This window comes from Aquimarina macrocephali, assembly GCF_051627225.1.
GTDB lineage: Bacteria > Bacteroidota > Bacteroidia > Flavobacteriales > Flavobacteriaceae > Aquimarina > Aquimarina macrocephali.
In genome coordinates, this window is record NZ_CP151795.1 from 5082593 (window position 1) to 5100767 (window position 18175).

The following is an 18175-nucleotide window of genomic DNA, read 5'->3' on the forward strand; positions in this document are numbered from 1 at the left end:
TTTTATTTTTTTTGTTGTCTATAGAATATCTTACTGACTACTTTCCATTCTCCATCTACTTTTAACAAATTCATATAATCAATAAATGTAAATGTCTCATATTCTATTTCAAGTCTTGCTTGTGCTGCGTTTCCTGTTACATCTATAGATGCAATGTTTGTTTTTCGATTTTGTTTTGGTCCGGGTTTCATTACTTTTTTAAAAAACTCTAAAGCATTTACCTCTTTGTAAACTCCTTTTGAAATAAATTTCATTGTAGCATTGGTATGAAATGCCTTTTTTAAGGTTTCAAAATCATTGTTTGTACCTCCATCCAGGTAATACGTAACGGTTTTTTCTACAAGTGCTTTATCAGATTCCTGAGCAAAAGTTAATGTAGAGGTACTTAAGCATACGAGTAGGATAAAAATTGTTGTTCTCATCTGTTTATTCTATTTTAAGTTTATTTATTATTTGTCTTCTGAAGTATTGCTACAACTTGTTCTGCAACAGATACTGAAGCTGTAGGATCTTGTCCGGTAATTAATCTACCATCTACAATATAATGATTATCCCATCCTTTTTTAGAATAAGTAAAATTTCCTCCATTTTTAGTAATGGTTTCCTCTATAGAAAATGGAAATGTTTTATAATAGGCTTTACTTTTATTTTCAAAAGCATCAGCAAAACCATTTACTTCTTTTTCTTCATATAAATACTTTCCGTTTGTTAATTTTAAATTTACAATTCCTGCTGTACCATGACAAATGGCTGATACAATTCCTGTATTCTCATAAATTTTTCTTGAGATACTCTGGATGGCCTTATTCTCAGGAACTCCAAACATGGCAGCTCCACCACCACTGTAATAAACCGCTTTATAGTTTTTTGCGTCTATAGCTTCGGGAGAATACGTATTTTTAAATAAATTCATAAAATCCAAATCATCTAAATATTTTTTTTGAATAGGATCTGAGGTATTTATATATCCTATCGGAATTTCGCCGCCTTCTGGACTTACAAAATCAACCTGGTAACCCGATTTTATGAATACATCGTATGCCAAAACGATTTCTGCAAAATGATTTGCAGTTTTCAGATCTGTGTTTCCATAGGTATGTTGATTAGAGGTAACAAACAAAATCTTATCTTTTGAAGAAGCCGAACACCCCAAAAAAAGAAAAATCATCAAAAACGGTAGTATACTATTTCTCATACTGAATTAATTTTCAGCAAATTTGAAAAATCATTACCTGTATAGGTTTATGTATTATAAATTAGAAGTACTGATTTATAAATTAAAACTATTCTAACCCGTTGTGCATTTAGAAATTAATAGGATAAAAAAAGCGTCAATTCGAGTGGTTTTTCGAAATAGAATGAAGAAAAATTGTATCGAGAATAACTTTTTTAATTCAAAATTCTATTCTCGATACACTTCTTCCCTTGGTCGAAGCACTCGAATTGACGAATCTTGAATTAAAAAATATCAAATGCACAACGGGTTATGCTACTTCTTTTTTATAAGCTGCAGGAGTTTTACCCACTATCTTTTTAAAGGTAGTGTAAAATGTTGATTTCGAATTAAATCCACACTCATAACCAACAGCTTCTGTAGTGTAATTATCTTCATTAATCAAAAGTTGTTTAGCTTCTTGGATTCGATATTCATTAATAAATAAAGGGAAGCTTTTGCCTAGATTGTCATTTAGAAATTGAGATAAATAGTGTGGTAAAACATGTAGTTGTTTAGAAACATCTGCAAGTTTTAGATCTGGATTTTTAAATAGCTCCTTTTCTTTAATTATATCATCTAATTTGATTTGAAATTCACTTGCTTCATCAAGATCAATCTTTTTATCAGCGTATTTAATAGTTTCTTCAAAAAACAAAGACGTTTTATTTCTTTTCAATACCCAAAATAAGATGAAAAGGAAAAACACAAACGAAAACGAAAGTGCACCTACAATATACGATGTGTAAGATCCAATATTATAACCCATCCAGATAATGGATACTCCACCAAATACACTTAAAACCCAAATTTCTATTTGTTTTATTTTATGTTCTTTGGAAAACAATGTACTAAAAACCGGCTTTAATTGAATCGCTGTAAATACGATATATAAAAGCCATTGCAAATAAATGATTTTGACAAAGTTTCTGGACCATAATTTTTTATGTTCCCAATAGGGATATATAACACTTAATAAAATGACCAAAGTCAACACTGGAATAACATGAAATAACCACCAGCTATTACGTTTAGATTCTACTATTAAACTTTTGGTATATAGGTATAAAAAAGGGCCAATTAAAACACAAGCAGAAAGTCCTATTTGTATAAATACTTCAGATAATTCTGGATTAAAATAAAAGAAAACAGATTTTAGTATTCGTGCACTTAACACAAACAAAAGTGCCGACAGGAAATAATTAGATAATCTTTTTTTCCTAGAAAAAAAAGCGAAATAAAAGCTTAATAAAAAACCATTTACTGCGCCTAATGCACTAAAAAGAAATAATAATTGACGTTCTAAATCCATGAAAGTATAAAAAGTAAACCCGTTGTGTATTTTAAAATCAATACTATAAAAAAGCGTCAATTCGAGTGGTTTTTCATAGTGACCTCTCGACTGCGCTCGAGATGACATAAAGAAAAATTCTACTTCGACCAAGCTCAGCAGGACTATCGAGAATAGCTTTTTTGACCTCAAATCCTATTCTCGATACACTTCTTCCTATGGTCGAAGCACTCGAATTGACGAATTTGGTATTCAAAAATATCAAAATGCACAACAGGTAAAGTAAATATATAGCAAATATTTAAAACTGTAGTTTGCTATAATAAGAATTATAAACTACACCAGCTCACGTCTTAATTCATTTAAAGTTATATTGCTATTGATCAGCCTGGTTATCACTTCTTCACGAAATTCATCCAGATCATCATAATCATAATATTTGGCCCACTTGTAGGTTTCGAGGAGGTTTTTAATTTGTTTGATGAGTTTTCTGGTTGCATCTGCAGAGCGTAATACGGCAATCTGATCATAATTAGGGTTATCCTTATGCATATAACTCACCTTTTTTTCTTCAAAGTCTACCGAAATATAGTATGCATCTACATCAGGATCCAGGTTTTCTCTAAAATCCCCCCAATCTGCAAACCCTAATCGCAGATCATCAATTTCTGGAGGAAAATCGGATACTAGTCTCCACTGGCACTTTGCAGCCCTACCCCAATGGTTAGACATTCTATACACTCCATGTTTTGTATAATAATAGGTACTCCCCGACTCACTTCTATAATTTGGTTTTCTTCTTGAGATTTCGCGTAGCGAAGCTCCTCTGAATACGCAATATGTTTTATTAAAAAAGTTATAACGAGTGAATACCTTAACGTGTTCCTTTTCCTGATGCTCCAAATGTTTGTTTTTTTCCCGGTGGCAAAGAAATCACATTTTTTTCAGAAAGTAAAAACAAGTTCTTAACATCTTTTCACAAGACTACTTTCTTACCCTTATATATAGCCTTGAGGTAACATGAATTCGATGTTAAGGATTTAGTTTAAAAAAGCCGTCAAATTGAGTGATTTTTCATAGTGAAACGGAGAAAAATTGTATCGACCCTTCGACGAAGCTCAGAATGACAAGGCTTTTGCTTGAAAATTTACTTGTCTTCGATAGCTCTGCTGAGCTTGGTCGAAGTACAATTTTCTACTGAAAATCACTCTGACTGACTTAAGTTTTCTTATGTCGAACTCACATTAAGATATCAACTTCACTTATACCTTACATAAGATTAGGATATCATACATCAGTAAAATTTCCATTTAAAAAAGGGGGGATTTAACCTAGGTATATTAGGGATTAAACTCTTTTACAAACAATACTATTATACTAATTTTAGAGTAGTCGATAGGGCTTGTCTTAAAAATAGAATTCCGATGTCAGCCTTATCAAACGAAAAGTAAAGAGAAGTCCTGTTGCAGGGACTCATATTTGAATTAGCCTAATTCTAAAAAAGCATCTTGTTCTGTAACAAGATGCTTTTTTGTTGAGCATACCTGCATAGTCCAGGTCAAACTACTTTGCATTTTCATAAAATGCCAACGCTCCAGAAGGGCATTTTTCGATCTGATTCTTTAAAGCTTCAGAAGTAGCCATTTCTGGTCTGATCCATGGTTTTTCTTTAGGTTTGTATACCTCTGGTAAAGTTTTTACACAGTTACCTGCATGAATACATTTTCCTGGTTTCCAAACCACTGTAATTTCTCCATTGGTGTATTCTTTTCTAATTTCGTTTGCCATAATATGATGATTTAAAGTGTGGATACAATACTATATTTATAACAATCTTTTAAAGGTATAGCTTCCTTTTAAATACTATACAAAAACGAGTTGTTTTCTTAATTAACCCGAATCATATTCGATAATTTATTGGTATTCATTATTATATTAGGTTCTTCTATGTCATGTTTTCTTAGATCGGTTATAGATCATGTTGTAACGTTTTTGAATATTAGTCTTCTAATAGATATCAGTTTTTAGATATATTTAGGAATGAAAAAGGAATTCTTTACTGCTATTAAGATATATGTGGGTACCTGGATATTGATCATATTATTTTTCCTTTCATTATCATTACGTGCAGATATTAGTTTTAAAAAATCAGTTGAAAGCTTAGTAGAAGTACTTCCTAATACTACATTCTTAACTGGTGTTCATGTTCTATTTGCCTTTTTGTATGCACTCTTTTTACTCATTCGATATTTTATAAGAACATACCGTCGCAAGGGGTTTATCATTATGGGGAAACAAGTTGTATTTAGAGTAGCCATTCCTTTTTTTACCTTGTTTGGTATCTATAAAACTATTATCTACACTAACAGTACAGAAGAGTTTTCCTATCAGTGGGATTATTCTATAGAAAACACTAACGATACTACAAATGATCTGTATAAAACAGATGGAAAACATCGTGGAATGAGTGTATTTGGTTGGGGGTCTCATAATAAAAAGTCTATTGCTACACTGATAAAGAACAATGTAGAATGGGTAGCTGTTATTCCTTTTTTATACCAGAAAGATCAACATACAATAAAAATGAATACTCCAAAGGCTATTGGGCAATGGTCCAGGAGAGATTCCGTTTTTATCAACAGTATTGTACAATTACAAGCAAAAGGAGTTCATGTACAACTAAAACCACATTTATGGATGGGTGAAGGATGGCGTTCTGATATTTCTTTACCATCAGCCACCGATTGGGATATATGGTTTGATTCTTACCGCAGTAATATGATTCATTATGCCCATATGGCACAAAAAACAGGAGTTGAGTTATTCTGCATAGGTACAGAGCTACGATCATCTCTAAAACATCAGCCAGATCGATGGAAGGCTCTGGTGCAGGAAATCAAGACGATATATCATGGTAAGCTTACGTATGCTGCTAATTGGGATGGAGAATTTGAACATATCGATTTTTGGAAGGAATTAGATTATATCGGTATACAAGCTTATTTTCCGCTTACCAAAAAAACTAATCCGAATCTGGTTACCTTAAAAAAGGGCTGGGATACTCATATTTCAAAATTAGAAACCTTATCTCAAACCCACCAAAGGCCAATACTATTTACAGAGGTGGGCTATAAAAGTGAAGCTTCTGCTGCAATACAACCCTGGGAGTGGCGATCTCTTTTTGGTATCCTGTATCAGAAAAAATCTGATCGTACCCAACAACTTGCGTATCAGGCATTATTTGAGTCATTATGGAATAAAGAATGGTTTTCGGGTATGTACATCTGGCAATGGAATACCAGAACCTCTATCAATAGTGCATCTACAAGCCTGGATTTTTCACCACGTTATAAACCGGCACAAAATACCATTGCAAAATGGTATGCCCTTCCCATAAATAGATCTAAAAACTAGTAACTACGATTAAAAAACGAGGGCTTCAGGATACTATTATAACCTGAGTTCGACCTAAACTAAAATGTTATAAAAAGCGTCAATTCGAGTGGTTTTTCAGAATGACCTCTCGACTACGCTCGAGGTGACATGGGGAAAAACTGTATCGAGAATAGCTTTTTTAGATAGAAAATCACTATTCTCGATACAATCTTCCAGTCTATACTGAGCTATGTCGAAGTATCAGATCACTCGAATTGACGTGATTTTCTTACATCGAACTCAGGTTATAAGGTCAATTCACTCTGTTATTATTTTGTGTCTATCACATGTTCTTGGGATACGTAACTCTTCGGTACCAACCAAAATACCATTAGCGATAAAAGTATTGGTTTTATCCAGTTTTACGATAGTATACGTTTGTTGTGTAGTATTAATTTCTTTGATATTTAAAATGTTCACGGCACCAGAAATAGTTTGTAATACACTCCCTATCTTAAGTTGTTTAACATCATCAAACTCATATGCTATCTGCGTTTTCTCTGGAGTATAGGACAACCAATCTCCAGAAAAAGATAAGAGTGGATGATCCCGAGTACAGGTAATCGTAGAACCATCGGATAATGAAATGGTAACCAGAGTATCATGAATTGGGCTTGCCAGTTCTTGAATGGTTGCAGCAATATAACTATCTGTAGCTCGATGATAAGAAAGTATCTGTTCTCCTACACTTACATCTTCTATAGGTTTCTGGGTGTGATCTGCCATAGTAATCAACGTCCCTTTAGCAAAACAGTGTACGTCTATCCCATCAAAATAGATTTCAGAAAGTACAGTATCCTCATATTTATCTCCCGGATATACCTCCATAATCTCGAATTTCATGGTCCAGGGTGGTAAACTTTTTGAAGTGACATAGTCTATGTTCTTATCTAATTTGCCAATTGGAGCTACTTTAAAATGTTGTGCAGCACGCTGATCCGTAAGATTTAGGATAGCATATGGCTTACCCTTGATATACATTTTAAGCTTTTTTACCCTACTATTGTTTCGCCAGGCAGTTTCACTTTTCACATGTCCATTTACAACGATAATTTCTGTTATACGCGGCCTTCCCTGGTAAAAACTATATTCAAGATATTCTCCTACTCCATATCCTGGTACTCCTTCTACCCATACGTTTTTGTAATTAAGATCCATTGCATTTTCTGCACGATAATTTATGCTTCCCTGATCTGCCAGATGTGATGATGCAGTTTCTTTGTATGATCCTCCACCACAATACCAACTACATCCTTGTCCTTCGATATCCCAATAACTCATCATTGTTGGATCTACCATCTTATCTAATTCTGCTTTCTCCTCTTGGGTAAGATCTTCTTTTTTAAGCCCTTTTGACATTCGTTCCCTAATCTCTTCGCAAGCTTTTTTGTTTCTGTTAAATTCCTTTTCATCTGTGGTGTTTAGATCCAGTAATTCTATACGTGTTGGCGTGAGTACCTTTATTTCCTGGGCACTAGAAAAAAAAGTGATGAGTAGTATGATACAGGTAAGTATGTTTTTCATAAAATGTATGGTATATCATTGGTATTCACTGCAAATATATCACTTATTACATCCACTACTTCCCCTGTTTACCGTGATAAAATAAAATTAATCAAATACACTATATCATTGTATCAAGACATTAATTCGTGCAATAGCTTCTTCAGTATGATCTCTAAGTGTCATAATATGTGGGGTATTAGTTTCCCAAAATGTTTTAGGTTCTTTTGCATTTTTAAATAGGTTTTTTCCATGACTTATAGGAACACCTTCATCATTAATACTATGAATAATTAGTTTTGGAATATGACGTATATCTACTATATCGCGTACTCCTACATAATCTTGATTAAATTTTTCAGGGTGTTTTCTATGTTTATTTTTGATGAATTCAAAAGGAGCATAATCAATTGCTATTCTTTGAGCAGATTCAAAACTTCCGTCAAGAATCAAGGCATCCACTTTATCCTGGTTATCTTTTGTGATTTTAATGGCCAATTGCCCTCCTAGAGACATTCCATAGACTATCGTTTTTAAACTATCTTTTTGTGTTTTATGAATAAAGTCTTTAAATGCAGCTTCTGTATCTTTTAAAACACCTTTGTAATTTGGTGTTCCGTTTGATTTACCATACCCTCTCCAATCAGCAGCATAAACAGAAAAACCATAATCTACTAATGGTTTGATTAAACCAGACCATATGGTAGCATTTTCACCAGCCCCATGAATATAAAACACATTCCCTTTAGGTGCTGTCGAAGGTTTGAAATGATAAGTATAGATCGTTACAGAATCTTCAACAATTAATTCATACTCAGAATAGTTAAACTCTTTTAAAGAAGCAATTTTTTTTGAAGGGTAATAATATAACTTTGATTCATCTTCATGAATCATTCCTCGAATCAATTCATCTGTCTGATACATATAAATCCCAAAACCAACAGCTAATACTGTTATTGTTAGTAAAGTCCAACTCGCTATTTTAATAATTTTTTTCATGTCATTATATATTTTGATGACACAAACTAAAGCGATATGTTTTGGAGGAAAAAAAGTAAGTTACTAATTGACTATTTTAGTTATTAATCGCAGAGTTTAGGGACGAATGGAATAGGAGAATGGGATTAATTGAATAGGCTCCTCATCGTTTTATAATAGGATCTTGCTATTGGAATTACTTCTTCAAAATCATTTGAAGTAAGACTAGCCTTCTGAGAATTTCCAACTATTTTAAAAGAATATTCAGAATTAACCAAATATGATCGATGCGCCTGAATTAGGAAAGGGGCTTGAACTACAATGTCAGATAATTTACTACGTAACATTACACTTTTAATTTGTTCATCCTTGTAAAAAATCATTACATAATTGTCAATCGATTTTACATATAATAGCTGCTTTCTATATATAGTCAATTCGTCTTTAGCATTATTACCGTGTAATGTTATTTTTTCTAAAGGCATTCTTTCGTTTTTAGAAACAATCTCTTGAGAAAGAGAATTTCCTCTTGAGTTTTTAGTAAACACATAGCGTAACACTAATTTTGGAAAAATAATTAAGGGCAAAATGGGTAAAACGATGTAGATAAAAAAAAGAAGTAACCTTAGTAAAGATAATGGTTGTCTCTCAAAGACAATATCTAAATAGAAATATCCAAAAACAGCTGCGGATACAGAAGATAGTATAAGAAAAATAATTTCGTTCCACCAAGTCCAGGTGTTCTTATTATTATAAAAATAATTTTCTACAAAATGTGCCAATACATAGTTGGTGAATTTTATAAATCCAAACCCCATAAACAATACTTCTTTATAAATATGATTAAAGTTATTGATATTAAAAGGTTCTAAAACAATCAAAATAAATCCTAATAATGTGCCTAAAATGGCTCCTATTAAAATATGAGTTTTATAAGAAGTACTAAATGGAAAAGGATTGTTCAATATCATAAAAATAAAACCCTATTTGGGATTAATATGGTGGTTTTTCACTATCACTCGTTTTATAGAAGGTAGTGTCAAATATATAAATTGAAACAAGGCAAAATACACCGATCACTATTCATAGTATAGATATATCATTTATATTACCAATCTATCAAAAAATAAACTGGTTCAAAAATACAAAAATAACATACTGTTCTTATAGCATATTCTATTAGATCTGGCCATCTACATATCTACCATGTTTTTGATTAAAGAATTGTATGTTCAAGAAATAGGTTTTATAGCAAATGGTCTTTTTTGATCGTTCACCTGTACTTCGACCGGTCTGTCCTAAGTTTACCGAAGGGCTCAGTGTGACAGCTCAGGGTTCGAAGTGATATTCTAGATGTATAAGGTTCTTCTGTTATGTATCACGATACCCAAAATGTAATTTATTATCTAGTTCTACTCCTACTCCAAAATAAACCACTTTCATACTCTCTATCCATTTTAAGTGATAGCAGTTTTTATCGTACCGTATCGTTAGTTGATACATCCCCAATGGTCCCTTACTATCAAAATAAGTGATCTCATAATCACCTACAAACGGTTTGGTTGAATTGAAGTCCTTCTTTTTATTTCCTTTACCGGTACCAGACGTCACCACATCATCGTTAGTATGACACCAAATAGCTTCAATACCAAAAGAGGTTTTAGAGTATACAGCAGTTCCTATTAAACTCATCTTTTATATATTCTTATTATTTAATACGCTACACACAGATCAAAGGCTATGACCAGTATAGTGATAAACATAATCATCCTAAATACAGCTTTACAATATTAATCAAACCTAAGAAAATTATATGACACAAATACACTACTAAAAGTTGAAATCATAATAAAAGATTCATTATTTTAGTAACATAAGTACTTCGATAAATGGGTAATCTAAAAGACTCAGCATAAAACTACTGTATAGCATGAAAAACAGCTCAGGTATTCGTACAAAACACCTTTTATTTATATACTTTCTACTTACTTTTTTGATTTCATGGACAGGTCTTATTTTTATTATGGGTATTGACGGATTTACCGGAAAGAAAGAAGTACCGGATAGTCAAATTCCATTACTATTTTTGGCTATGTGTGCAGGACCCTTTATAGCAGGTTTGTTAGTTAACTATTTTGAAGATGGTAAAAACAGTTTTCAACAACTAAAAACTCGAATGGGTAAATGGAAAGTGAAAACTCGATGGTATGTGATAGCTCTTTTTTCTGCTCCTCTACTTTTTGGACTTACCTATTTAATACTCTCTGTTTTTTCTTCTAAATTTTCTCCTATCCTTCTTTCTACCGATGATCTTCTCTTTTTAATTCTTGGGGGAATTCTAGGCGGCATCGTAGCCGGTTTTTTTGAAGAGATCGGTTGGACAGGGTTTGCTGTACCAAAATTGAGGGCGCGTTTCAATATACTCACTACAGGATTAATTGTTGGTGTTATATGGGGAATATGGCATTTACCTCTTTTTATGGACAAAGATCCCGATGGTGATGCTCCATTAATAATCTTACTGATCATAAAGCTGGTTACGCATTTACCTGCATTTAGAATTTTGATGGTCTGGGTATATGATCACACCCAAAGTTTATGGATCATAATTCTTATGCATATGTCTCTAACGGCAAGTACTATGATTTTCCAACCAACAACAACAAAAGGAATTGATATCGTAGTTTTTAACCTTATGTTTACCGGGCTGATTTATATGTTTATGATTATACTCAGGTATCTCACCCTTCGACCCACTTCGACAGGCTCAGTGTGACAGCTCAGGGTTCGGTTGGCTTACTAATGCTTAAAAGAAGTAAGATGAAGCTTGACCTCTTTTAAGGTATCCTGAGTGATCATATAATCCTGTCCCATCAAATTAATTTTGCACTGATCTCCTGTTTCGCAAATAGCCGAAATATGACTAGGATTGATATAATGAATAGTTCCCTGGTTGTCTTTGATTTCCATAAATTCCATAATCAATATTGTTTTATTTATATTCCTGGTTTTTGATAAAAATACAATACACCAACTTCCTAAATAATGATTCATGTCATTTTTTGACAAGAAAATTGTCTCCTTGTTTATGCTGAGCTCTCACCCTTCGAGAGCCTCAGGGTTAGGGAGAAGTCATTCTTTCATTCAAATCGAGGGCTGAACCCTTCGACAGGTCTGTCCTGAGCTTGCCGAAGGGCTCAGGAAACACGAAGCCGAAGCCCGGACATTAATAAAGAAAAATCCATTAGATTTGTACATCAGCTATAATCAATACTATTGCAAACATTGGATCATCTTTATAAACTACATAACCCTTTCTATTTTTGGGGACTACTGCTTGTGGCTAATATAGCTATGTTCTTATGTACCATTCTGATTAGCTATCTTTGGTCTTCTTTTTATCGACATCAAAAGTTACCCATCGAAAAGAAAGATGTTACTCTTTCTATTACAATTATGATAATCAATGTACTCGTTGCAATTCCCGGATATCTACTTTTTATCAACTCCAAAATTATCTTTACTAATGATAATCTTATACGAGATTTTATAATACTCTTTGTTGTTGTTGATTTTGTGATGTATATATTTCATTATGCCTCTCACTACGTTTGGCCATTTACACTAGCACATGAAAAACATCATGAGCATTATAGTTTTAACGAGATCAGCCTATATGTGATGCATCCTCTGGAGGCGATTCTTTTTGGTTGCATACTAACTCTACTCCCTTTCTTACTATCACTTAATTTCTATAGTTTTATTTTCTTTCTATTCTTTAATTGGGTGATCGGAGTAGTATCACACCTAAATACGTCCTCGAATAAACGGGTCTTACTATTTGGTAATAACATCTTTCACAGAGATCATCATGAGTATTCAAAATACAATTTTGGGTTTTATACTGTGATCTGGGATAGGATTTTTCGCACGTATTATAGTAGAAAGAATAATTAATTTATCAATTACTATATACTCAATAAGAAAAGAAAAAAGTATGCTTATACGCTTTGCTCATTTTCAGAATCTACTTCTATTTTTTGAACTAGTTCTTTTGCCCATGTAATGGCATCTCCAAGATTATCAAAGCTCTGGAAACTGTTTCGCATAAAGAGTTTTTCTATCAAAGAATTAAAAATCCCCCTGGAGGTATAACTTACCACGGCATATCCTCTTAGTTTATAACCGTTTCTAAAAAACTTAACCCAATCACTCGGTTTTACAGAATATAAGTTCACGCGGTTTGAGATATATACAATATCTTCACCATTATTATCATACAGATGGGCAAATTCTTCAGTAATGGGTTTGGCATGATCATCCCAGGTAAATAACACTCCTTCATTAATCTCTGCAACTACAAAAGTATCAAACAGGTAATAATTACCACTAGGGTAATTAAATTCATGTATTGCATCTTTGTAGAAAGGAGAATCTTTTATATATCCCATAATATCTGTATATATTTTAAGCCCCTTTAAACGTTACATTATATAAGTTGTTGTGCTAGTTGTGTGTTTAGCTACTTTTTTTGATAAAATCCTTATCATTCTATGCTAAGAGAGGGCTCAACAACCTTGCTGTGCTAAGCATTTCGAAGTACGTATTCCTTCCAATTATTAAAATAACATACCCGAGGTAATTCTTTTTATAGTGTTCCCTAAATATACAACAGCCATAATATAATAATTAATCTGCAATCTGAAAAAACGACTTGCATATTTACTCCTTATTTATACTCATTATAATCATTTGTATCTTCTAATATAAAATCTAAATCTAAATCCACCGTTTCTGTATAAACATAACTTTATATGGTGCTACCGTAGATGATCGAGTGTTTAATTTAAAGAACTTATCGAGGTTCTGTCTCAAAATAGTTCATTCCATAATCCAGCAATTAATATGCTTCGACAATAGGGTGATTGTGCCGCTCTTTGCATAAACTCTAGGTGTCAAGTAAATTATGATGTATAGCCAGTAGTATAAACATTTTCTTCAAAATACAGTACGTTATTTACTTGTTAATTCATCATTATGAATAGGTGAAATTCCCCCGTAAAATGAATTGCTTTCTTCACATATTCTTAAAATATAAACTGAATATTATCAGGCAGATAATTAGTTATTTAGTAAAAGTATTAACCGCTAAATAATATAAAATGAAATTACACTCAAAATTCTTATCAGGTTTATTAGTATTCCTAGTATTATTTACCTCTTGTGAAACGAATACAGAACAACCAGAAATTGTTAAGACTAATCCATATTTGGAATTAGTGGGTACTGTAGAACATCGCCAGGCTACAGAAGAGGAATTAAGTAAACTTGTTCCTGTACAAGCTAAGGCTAATTGTACACTTCACGGAGATGAAGGATGTAGTGAGGATGCTTCATCTGAGTTCGAGCGTTATGTAAAAGAATGTACTACGTACCCTCGTGTATGGCCACCAACAGGAGCTGTTTCTACACACTACAAAAGTATGATCTATTATGTTGACGGTGATGGAGATATCAATTTAGATCACTATCAAGATGATCTACAGGCACACGTAAATCAATTAACCAGTTCTGCCGGAGCTGCTTTTATTAGTGCCAACATCGTATTTTGGACATGCAATGAAAGAGAAAGTAATTCTTGTGTGTTAGCTTACTCAGTATACAGATAGAGAATTCACAGTATTGATAGTAAAGAAGCAGACTTCTATGTGAAGTCTGTTTTTTTTTATTTGATCCTATGAGCATGCCTCTTTTTTGAACATTACTTTTTCCAGTGTTTTAATACCTGATTGATATCTGATCGTACTTCTTTTCGGATTTCTTTTTTACGTTTCCCTTTACCAAACTGATTGTCATAATTAGTTTCGGCATGTCGTATATGAGCTTCTACTGCAAGATCAATCATTTTATCATCAAATTCCTTAGCATTTGCTGTACGTCCTACTCTACCGCTATATTTCTCGCATGCGTGTTTTGCTATATCAAACTCTCGTTTTACGGGACAATTAGGGTATCGTCTTCTAATAGCGATGGCGAAATTAATAATATATTCTTTGTCTTGTTGTTCTCGTACTATAGCTGCTTTTCTATTTTTTTCTGCACGGATACCTTGATCTTTCTCACATTCTGTTTTTGCTTTCTCTATAGCAGTTTCTTCCACCAACTGCCCTTGTCGCTCATAGCGCTTTCGGCGTTGATTCCATGCCCATACTACTCCGCACAAGGTAGAATGTTTCTTGGATCTACGGGTCATTGCAGCATCTCCTGGCGGTAACAATACATACCCACCAAACGGAGAACAGCTAAAACAGGTTCCTTTGTGTTTTTCGCTTTCTGCTACAAATGATTTCCCAACAAGAATGCGTTTACCACATTGTATACATCGAAGTTTTTCTTTCTTCGTTAAAAATATATTCTGAGAAGTTGTAGCCAAATATCAATTGTTTTAAAAGAAGGCGAAAATACATTTTTTTAGTATTCAATTCATCCTAAAACATCACGTATATTGACACATACTCTTTTTCATCTGCTTCTATAAAACCCAAAAGTAAATCCAACCGCTTCTGTATATACATAACTTTGAATAGTTGTACCATACTCAATCGGAGCGCTTAATTGTTTCATAAGATTAATCATTCTATAGAGTTTGGTTTTTGAAATCCCTAATCGCTGTGCAAATTTTTCTGGTGATCCGGTAGCTTGTAAACGAATAAGTTGATCCATTCGTTCTATGATTTGGATATGTTTGATCATGCAATCCATATACATTTCTCTTTATGTGTTATTACTAATAACAATCCTTTCCCCTTCTGTAACTGTGGGATTGTTATGCTGAACTATGTTGTGGTGATATGGTTACTTACTCATATCGTATACATGCATAGTATTGAGAAAAAATATTGATGAATCGTAGTACTGTAGTGTGATGAATTTTTCATGGTGAGTTGTTTTAACCCGGATTATGCAGTAGAACTTCGTTATGAGACTTGAAAGTACCATAAAATATGACAATTTTCTTAGTTTTTGCATAGCATCGCTATGGTTAAACTGAAAAATGTAGTGCAACGGTATATTTTGAAGTAGCTTCAAGCCGTAATAGATTTTCTACTTCATAATCCGGGTTTAAGTTATACTTAAAAATATCACATAGGCTATGTTAATAAAATCACAAATGAGTGAACTCCCCTTCTTGATGAGGGAACTTGTTTTTGTTATCTACGTTTATAATTGTTATAGAATGAATGACTAGAGATACCCGCAATGTTAAGTTTTTGATTTGCAAGACAAAAAGAAGTATCGGTACTCAAAAAAAGAGTACATTGGTATAAACACATATTGTCAATCATGTTAGAACATATAGCACTAAAACTAGCTACCGAAGCAGACCTCTCTGCTATGGAACAGGTAGGAGATACCTTGTTTGATCACCCCATAAAAACAAATCGGGCCAAAGAATTTATAAATGATCCCAGACATCACATGGTATTAGGATATGATGGTACTCAAATTGTCGCAATGGCCTCGGGATTTCACTATGTCCATCCCGATAAAGATCCTGTATTCTTTATAGATGAAGTCTCTGTACTGGATGAATACCATAATAAAGGAATCGGACGCAAAATTACCAGGTATTTATGTGATTATGCAAAACAATTAGATTGTAAGGAAGCCTGGCTTGCAACAGAACATTCTAATACTGCAGCAAGAAAAGCCTATGCCGCTGCAGGCGGAATAGAAGACAAAGATCCTATTGTTCTTATTAATTTTGAACTAAAAAATGATGACTAACACTATCCATTATTATATTTACTAACTTTAAGCACATCAAACACAATCATCAATCAAATTCATCATGAAAAAATTCGTATTCCTCTTCCCTGTCCTTTCTTTTTTTATGTCCTGCTCTACTACTCCAGAAGTGGTGGTTGCACCAGATCATATAAAGCTGGTAGAAACCAATCTTAGTCATCCCGTATATATTAAAGGAGATTCGACATGGACTATAGAAGAACGCATGAAACATTACGGTGTTCCGGGAGTAAGCATTGCAGTTATTAAAGATTATAAGATCGATTGGATAAAAAGCTATGGTATCACAGACAAGGAAACTAAATCTCCTGTCACGAATCAAACACTTTTTCAGGCAGGTTCTATTAGTAAGCCTGTAGCAGCATACGGGGCATTAACGCTTGTAGAACAGGGTAAAATAGATCTCGATAAAGATGTAAATACCTATTTACAATCTTGGAAATTACCAGACAGTGAATTCACTAAAGAAAAGAAAGTTGTGCTCAAGCATCTTCTTAATCATTCTGGAGGACTAACCGTACATGGCTTTTTAGGGTACAGTCCTGATCTACCTGTACCAACACTAGTACAAGTTTTAAACGGTGAATCCCCTGCCAACTCTGGAGCTATCTTTGTAGATAAAATCCCGGAAAAGAGTTTTCGATACTCTGGAGGAGGATATACAGTGATGCAACAAATGATGATCGATGTAGCTCAAAAACCATTTCCACAACTTATGAGTGAGTTGGTATTGCAGCCTTTACAAATGAGTAATAGTACATATGATCAACCCTTACAAAGTGAGCAATTTAAAATGGCAGCAACCGGTTATTTGCCAGATGGTTCTATGACCAAAGGGAAACGACATACTTATCCAGAAATGGCCGCAGCAGGACTATGGACTACCGCAGAGGACCTGGGTAAATTTGCGGTTAATATACAGCAGACATTAAAAGGAGAAAGTAAAGCTGCATTATCCCAGGATATGACTACCAAAATGCTAACTCCGTTTGTAGAAGATTTTAGTGGATTAGGCATCTTTATAAATAAAATGGAAGACGAAATCTACTTTGGCCACGGAGGCTGGGACGAAGGATTTTCAAGTGAAATGATAGCGCATAAAGATAAAGGGTACGGAGTGGTTGTATTAACCAATTCTAATCATCCTGATTTTATTTCAGAATTGATTCGATCGGTAGCACTTTCCTATTCATGGGATGATTTTGTACCAACGTATGAGAAAAAGGAGATGAATGCTGCTCAACTTAAAGAAATTAGTGGTCGATATCGTCTGCAAAACGATAATTTGATCGAAATATACCACACTAATAATCAGTTATTCAAAAAAGACCTGGGCACAGAACCAGTAGCTTTATTTAAGGTATCTGATAGCACGTATATTAGTAGAGAAAAAAACCAACCTGTTCAGTTTACAACCGATGCAGAGAGTGGGCAATTAAATATGCTACTTATACATCCTATGAAAAAAACAGTTGAATCTACTCTGGTATTGATGAAAGAAGACGAAAAAATTCCTTTTGAATTCCTTGAAGAAGGTAATTTTGAAGAAGGTCTGAAAACGTATCAGGAAGTGATGAAAACCAATGCAGATGATCCAGCAGTTTCAGAAAACAATCTAAATCGATTAGGATATCGTTTTATGGGTATCGAAAACTTAAAGTTAGCACAAAATATATTTAAAGTCAATGTGCTACTCTATCCAGAGAGCTCTAATGTATATGACAGTTATGCTGAAGCCTGTATGAAAATCGGAGATCTGGATCTGGCCATTGAGAACTACAAAAAATCGTATAGCCTTAATGAGAAAAATACGAATGCACTAAACATGATCGAAAAAATAGAGCAGAAAAAGCAAAGTAATACCGAGTAATTCCTTTTTTTGGATACATATTCGAAAACTCAAATCTCTTAATAATAACATAATATTTATAAAAACTTAGCGTAAC

Annotated in this window: 19 protein-coding genes; 6 read left to right on the forward strand and 13 right to left on the reverse strand. The window is 33.5% G+C overall.

The features are described 5' to 3' along the window. Positions 1–2 precede the first annotated feature (2 nt). From AAFU52_RS22500 to AAFU52_RS22520, 5 genes are all read right to left on the reverse strand, one after another. The gene (locus AAFU52_RS22500) at positions 3–422 is read right to left on the reverse strand and encodes a nuclear transport factor 2 family protein (RefSeq protein ID WP_024769377.1); all 420 of its coding nucleotides are present in this window, start codon (positions 420–422) and stop codon (positions 3–5) included. 20 nt (positions 423–442) lie between these two features. After that, on the reverse strand, positions 443–1195 hold the full coding sequence (locus AAFU52_RS22505; protein ID WP_438423636.1) for a type 1 glutamine amidotransferase domain-containing protein: 753 nt from the start codon (positions 1193–1195) through the stop codon (positions 443–445). 289 nt (positions 1196–1484) lie between these two features. Continuing rightward, the gene (locus tag AAFU52_RS22510) at positions 1485–2633 is read right to left on the reverse strand and encodes a helix-turn-helix domain-containing protein (RefSeq protein WP_438423637.1); all 1149 of its coding nucleotides are present in this window, start codon (positions 2631–2633) and stop codon (positions 1485–1487) included. A gap of 207 nt (positions 2634–2840) precedes the next feature. After that, positions 2841–3407, reverse strand: a complete 567-nt coding sequence (locus tag AAFU52_RS22515; RefSeq protein WP_438423638.1) for a hypothetical protein — start codon at positions 3405–3407, stop codon at positions 2841–2843. Between the two features lie 660 nt (positions 3408–4067). Then, positions 4068–4292, reverse strand: coding sequence for a (4Fe-4S)-binding protein (locus AAFU52_RS22520; RefSeq protein WP_174412246.1), 225 nt, complete (start codon positions 4290–4292; stop codon positions 4068–4070). A gap of 252 nt (positions 4293–4544) precedes the next feature. Here AAFU52_RS22520 and AAFU52_RS22525 point away from each other — a divergent pair, with 252 nt between their 5' ends. Beyond that, a complete protein-coding gene (locus AAFU52_RS22525; RefSeq protein ID WP_438423639.1) occupies positions 4545–5918 on the forward strand; it encodes a glycoside hydrolase family 113 in 1374 nt (457 codons plus the stop codon). Positions 5919–6197: 279 nt separating this feature from the next. Here AAFU52_RS22525 and AAFU52_RS22530 read toward each other — a convergent pair whose 3' ends face one another. From AAFU52_RS22530 to AAFU52_RS22545, 4 genes are all read right to left on the reverse strand, one after another. Then, positions 6198–7463, reverse strand: coding sequence for an NADase-type glycan-binding domain-containing protein (locus AAFU52_RS22530; RefSeq protein ID WP_438423640.1), 1266 nt, complete (start codon positions 7461–7463; stop codon positions 6198–6200). A gap of 105 nt (positions 7464–7568) precedes the next feature. After that, positions 7569–8441: an alpha/beta hydrolase gene (locus AAFU52_RS22535; protein ID WP_438423641.1), complete on the reverse strand. Its 873-nt coding sequence runs from the start codon at positions 8439–8441 to the stop codon at positions 7569–7571. 125 nt (positions 8442–8566) lie between these two features. After that, a complete protein-coding gene (locus tag AAFU52_RS22540) occupies positions 8567–9391 on the reverse strand; it encodes a LytTR family DNA-binding domain-containing protein (RefSeq protein WP_438423642.1) in 825 nt (274 codons plus the stop codon). Positions 9392–9791: 400 nt separating this feature from the next. Continuing rightward, on the reverse strand, positions 9792–10112 hold the full coding sequence (locus AAFU52_RS22545; protein WP_438423643.1) for a hypothetical protein: 321 nt from the start codon (positions 10110–10112) through the stop codon (positions 9792–9794). A gap of 238 nt (positions 10113–10350) precedes the next feature. On the opposite strand from AAFU52_RS22545, the gene AAFU52_RS22550 reads away from it, so the two are divergent. Then, a complete protein-coding gene (locus AAFU52_RS22550) occupies positions 10351–11196 on the forward strand; it encodes a CPBP family intramembrane glutamic endopeptidase (protein WP_438423644.1) in 846 nt (281 codons plus the stop codon). Between the two features lie 23 nt (positions 11197–11219). On the opposite strand, the gene AAFU52_RS22555 is transcribed toward AAFU52_RS22550, so the two are convergent. Beyond that, complete coding sequence (locus AAFU52_RS22555) at positions 11220–11474, reverse strand: hypothetical protein (protein ID WP_438423645.1); 255 nt, start codon at positions 11472–11474, stop codon at positions 11220–11222. A gap of 231 nt (positions 11475–11705) precedes the next feature. On the opposite strand from AAFU52_RS22555, the gene AAFU52_RS22560 reads away from it, so the two are divergent. Then, positions 11706–12377: a sterol desaturase family protein gene (locus tag AAFU52_RS22560; RefSeq protein WP_024769397.1), complete on the forward strand. Its 672-nt coding sequence runs from the start codon at positions 11706–11708 to the stop codon at positions 12375–12377. Between the two features lie 44 nt (positions 12378–12421). Here the strand turns inward: AAFU52_RS22560 and AAFU52_RS22565 are convergent, their stop codons facing one another. Beyond that, positions 12422–12871: a hypothetical protein gene (locus AAFU52_RS22565; protein WP_024769398.1), complete on the reverse strand. Its 450-nt coding sequence runs from the start codon at positions 12869–12871 to the stop codon at positions 12422–12424. A 711-nt stretch (positions 12872–13582) separates the two neighbouring features. Between AAFU52_RS22565 and AAFU52_RS22570 the strand changes: the two genes are divergently transcribed. Beyond that, positions 13583–14089 carry a hypothetical protein gene (locus tag AAFU52_RS22570; RefSeq protein WP_438423646.1) on the forward strand — a complete coding sequence of 169 codons (507 nt, stop codon included), beginning with the start codon at positions 13583–13585 and terminating at the stop codon, positions 14087–14089. A gap of 92 nt (positions 14090–14181) precedes the next feature. On the opposite strand, the gene AAFU52_RS22575 is transcribed toward AAFU52_RS22570, so the two are convergent. Together AAFU52_RS22575 and AAFU52_RS22580 are read right to left on the reverse strand one after the other, a co-directional pair. After that, positions 14182–14853, reverse strand: coding sequence for a DUF2293 domain-containing protein (locus AAFU52_RS22575; RefSeq protein ID WP_438423647.1), 672 nt, complete (start codon positions 14851–14853; stop codon positions 14182–14184). Between the two features lie 89 nt (positions 14854–14942). Then, positions 14943–15182: a hypothetical protein gene (locus AAFU52_RS22580; RefSeq protein WP_438423648.1), complete on the reverse strand. Its 240-nt coding sequence runs from the start codon at positions 15180–15182 to the stop codon at positions 14943–14945. A 582-nt stretch (positions 15183–15764) separates the two neighbouring features. Here AAFU52_RS22580 and AAFU52_RS22585 point away from each other — a divergent pair. Beyond that, positions 15765–16208, forward strand: coding sequence for a GNAT family N-acetyltransferase (locus AAFU52_RS22585; RefSeq protein ID WP_438423649.1), 444 nt, complete (start codon positions 15765–15767; stop codon positions 16206–16208). Positions 16209–16272: 64 nt separating this feature from the next. Beyond that, positions 16273–18099: a serine hydrolase gene (locus AAFU52_RS22590; RefSeq protein WP_438423650.1), complete on the forward strand. Its 1827-nt coding sequence runs from the start codon at positions 16273–16275 to the stop codon at positions 18097–18099. The last annotated feature ends 76 nt before the right edge of the window (positions 18100–18175 follow it).

Bases quoted from the DNA above. Each gene is read 5' to 3' on its own strand.
- AAFU52_RS22500 (WP_024769377.1), bottom strand. From the start codon at position 422: ATGAGAACAACAATTTTTATCCTACTCGTATGCTTAAGTACCTCTACA.
- AAFU52_RS22505 (WP_438423636.1), bottom strand. From the start codon at position 1,195: ATGAGAAATAGTATACTACCGTTTTTGATGATTTTTCTTTTTTTGGGG.
- AAFU52_RS22510 (WP_438423637.1), bottom strand. From the start codon at position 2,633: ATGTCATCTCGAGCGCAGTCGAGAGGTCACTATGAAAAACCACTCGAA.
- AAFU52_RS22520 (WP_174412246.1), bottom strand. From the start codon at position 4,292: ATGGCAAACGAAATTAGAAAAGAATACACCAATGGAGAAATTACAGTG.
- AAFU52_RS22525 (WP_438423639.1), top strand. From the start codon at position 4,545: ATGAAAAAGGAATTCTTTACTGCTATTAAGATATATGTGGGTACCTGG.
- AAFU52_RS22530 (WP_438423640.1), bottom strand. From the start codon at position 7,463: ATGAAAAACATACTTACCTGTATCATACTACTCATCACTTTTTTTTCT.
- AAFU52_RS22535 (WP_438423641.1), bottom strand. From the start codon at position 8,441: ATGAAAAAAATTATTAAAATAGCGAGTTGGACTTTACTAACAATAACA.
- AAFU52_RS22540 (WP_438423642.1), bottom strand. From the start codon at position 9,391: ATGATATTGAACAATCCTTTTCCATTTAGTACTTCTTATAAAACTCAT.
- AAFU52_RS22545 (WP_438423643.1), bottom strand. From the start codon at position 10,112: ATGAGTTTAATAGGAACTGCTGTATACTCTAAAACCTCTTTTGGTATT.
- AAFU52_RS22550 (WP_438423644.1), top strand. From the start codon at position 10,351: ATGAAAAACAGCTCAGGTATTCGTACAAAACACCTTTTATTTATATAC.
- AAFU52_RS22555 (WP_438423645.1), bottom strand. From the start codon at position 11,474: ATGAATCATTATTTAGGAAGTTGGTGTATTGTATTTTTATCAAAAACC.
- AAFU52_RS22565 (WP_024769398.1), bottom strand. From the start codon at position 12,871: ATGGGATATATAAAAGATTCTCCTTTCTACAAAGATGCAATACATGAA.
- AAFU52_RS22570 (WP_438423646.1), top strand. From the start codon at position 13,583: ATGAAATTACACTCAAAATTCTTATCAGGTTTATTAGTATTCCTAGTA.
- AAFU52_RS22580 (WP_438423648.1), bottom strand. From the start codon at position 15,182: ATGGATTGCATGATCAAACATATCCAAATCATAGAACGAATGGATCAA.
- AAFU52_RS22585 (WP_438423649.1), top strand. From the start codon at position 15,765: ATGTTAGAACATATAGCACTAAAACTAGCTACCGAAGCAGACCTCTCT.
- AAFU52_RS22590 (WP_438423650.1), top strand. From the start codon at position 16,273: ATGAAAAAATTCGTATTCCTCTTCCCTGTCCTTTCTTTTTTTATGTCC.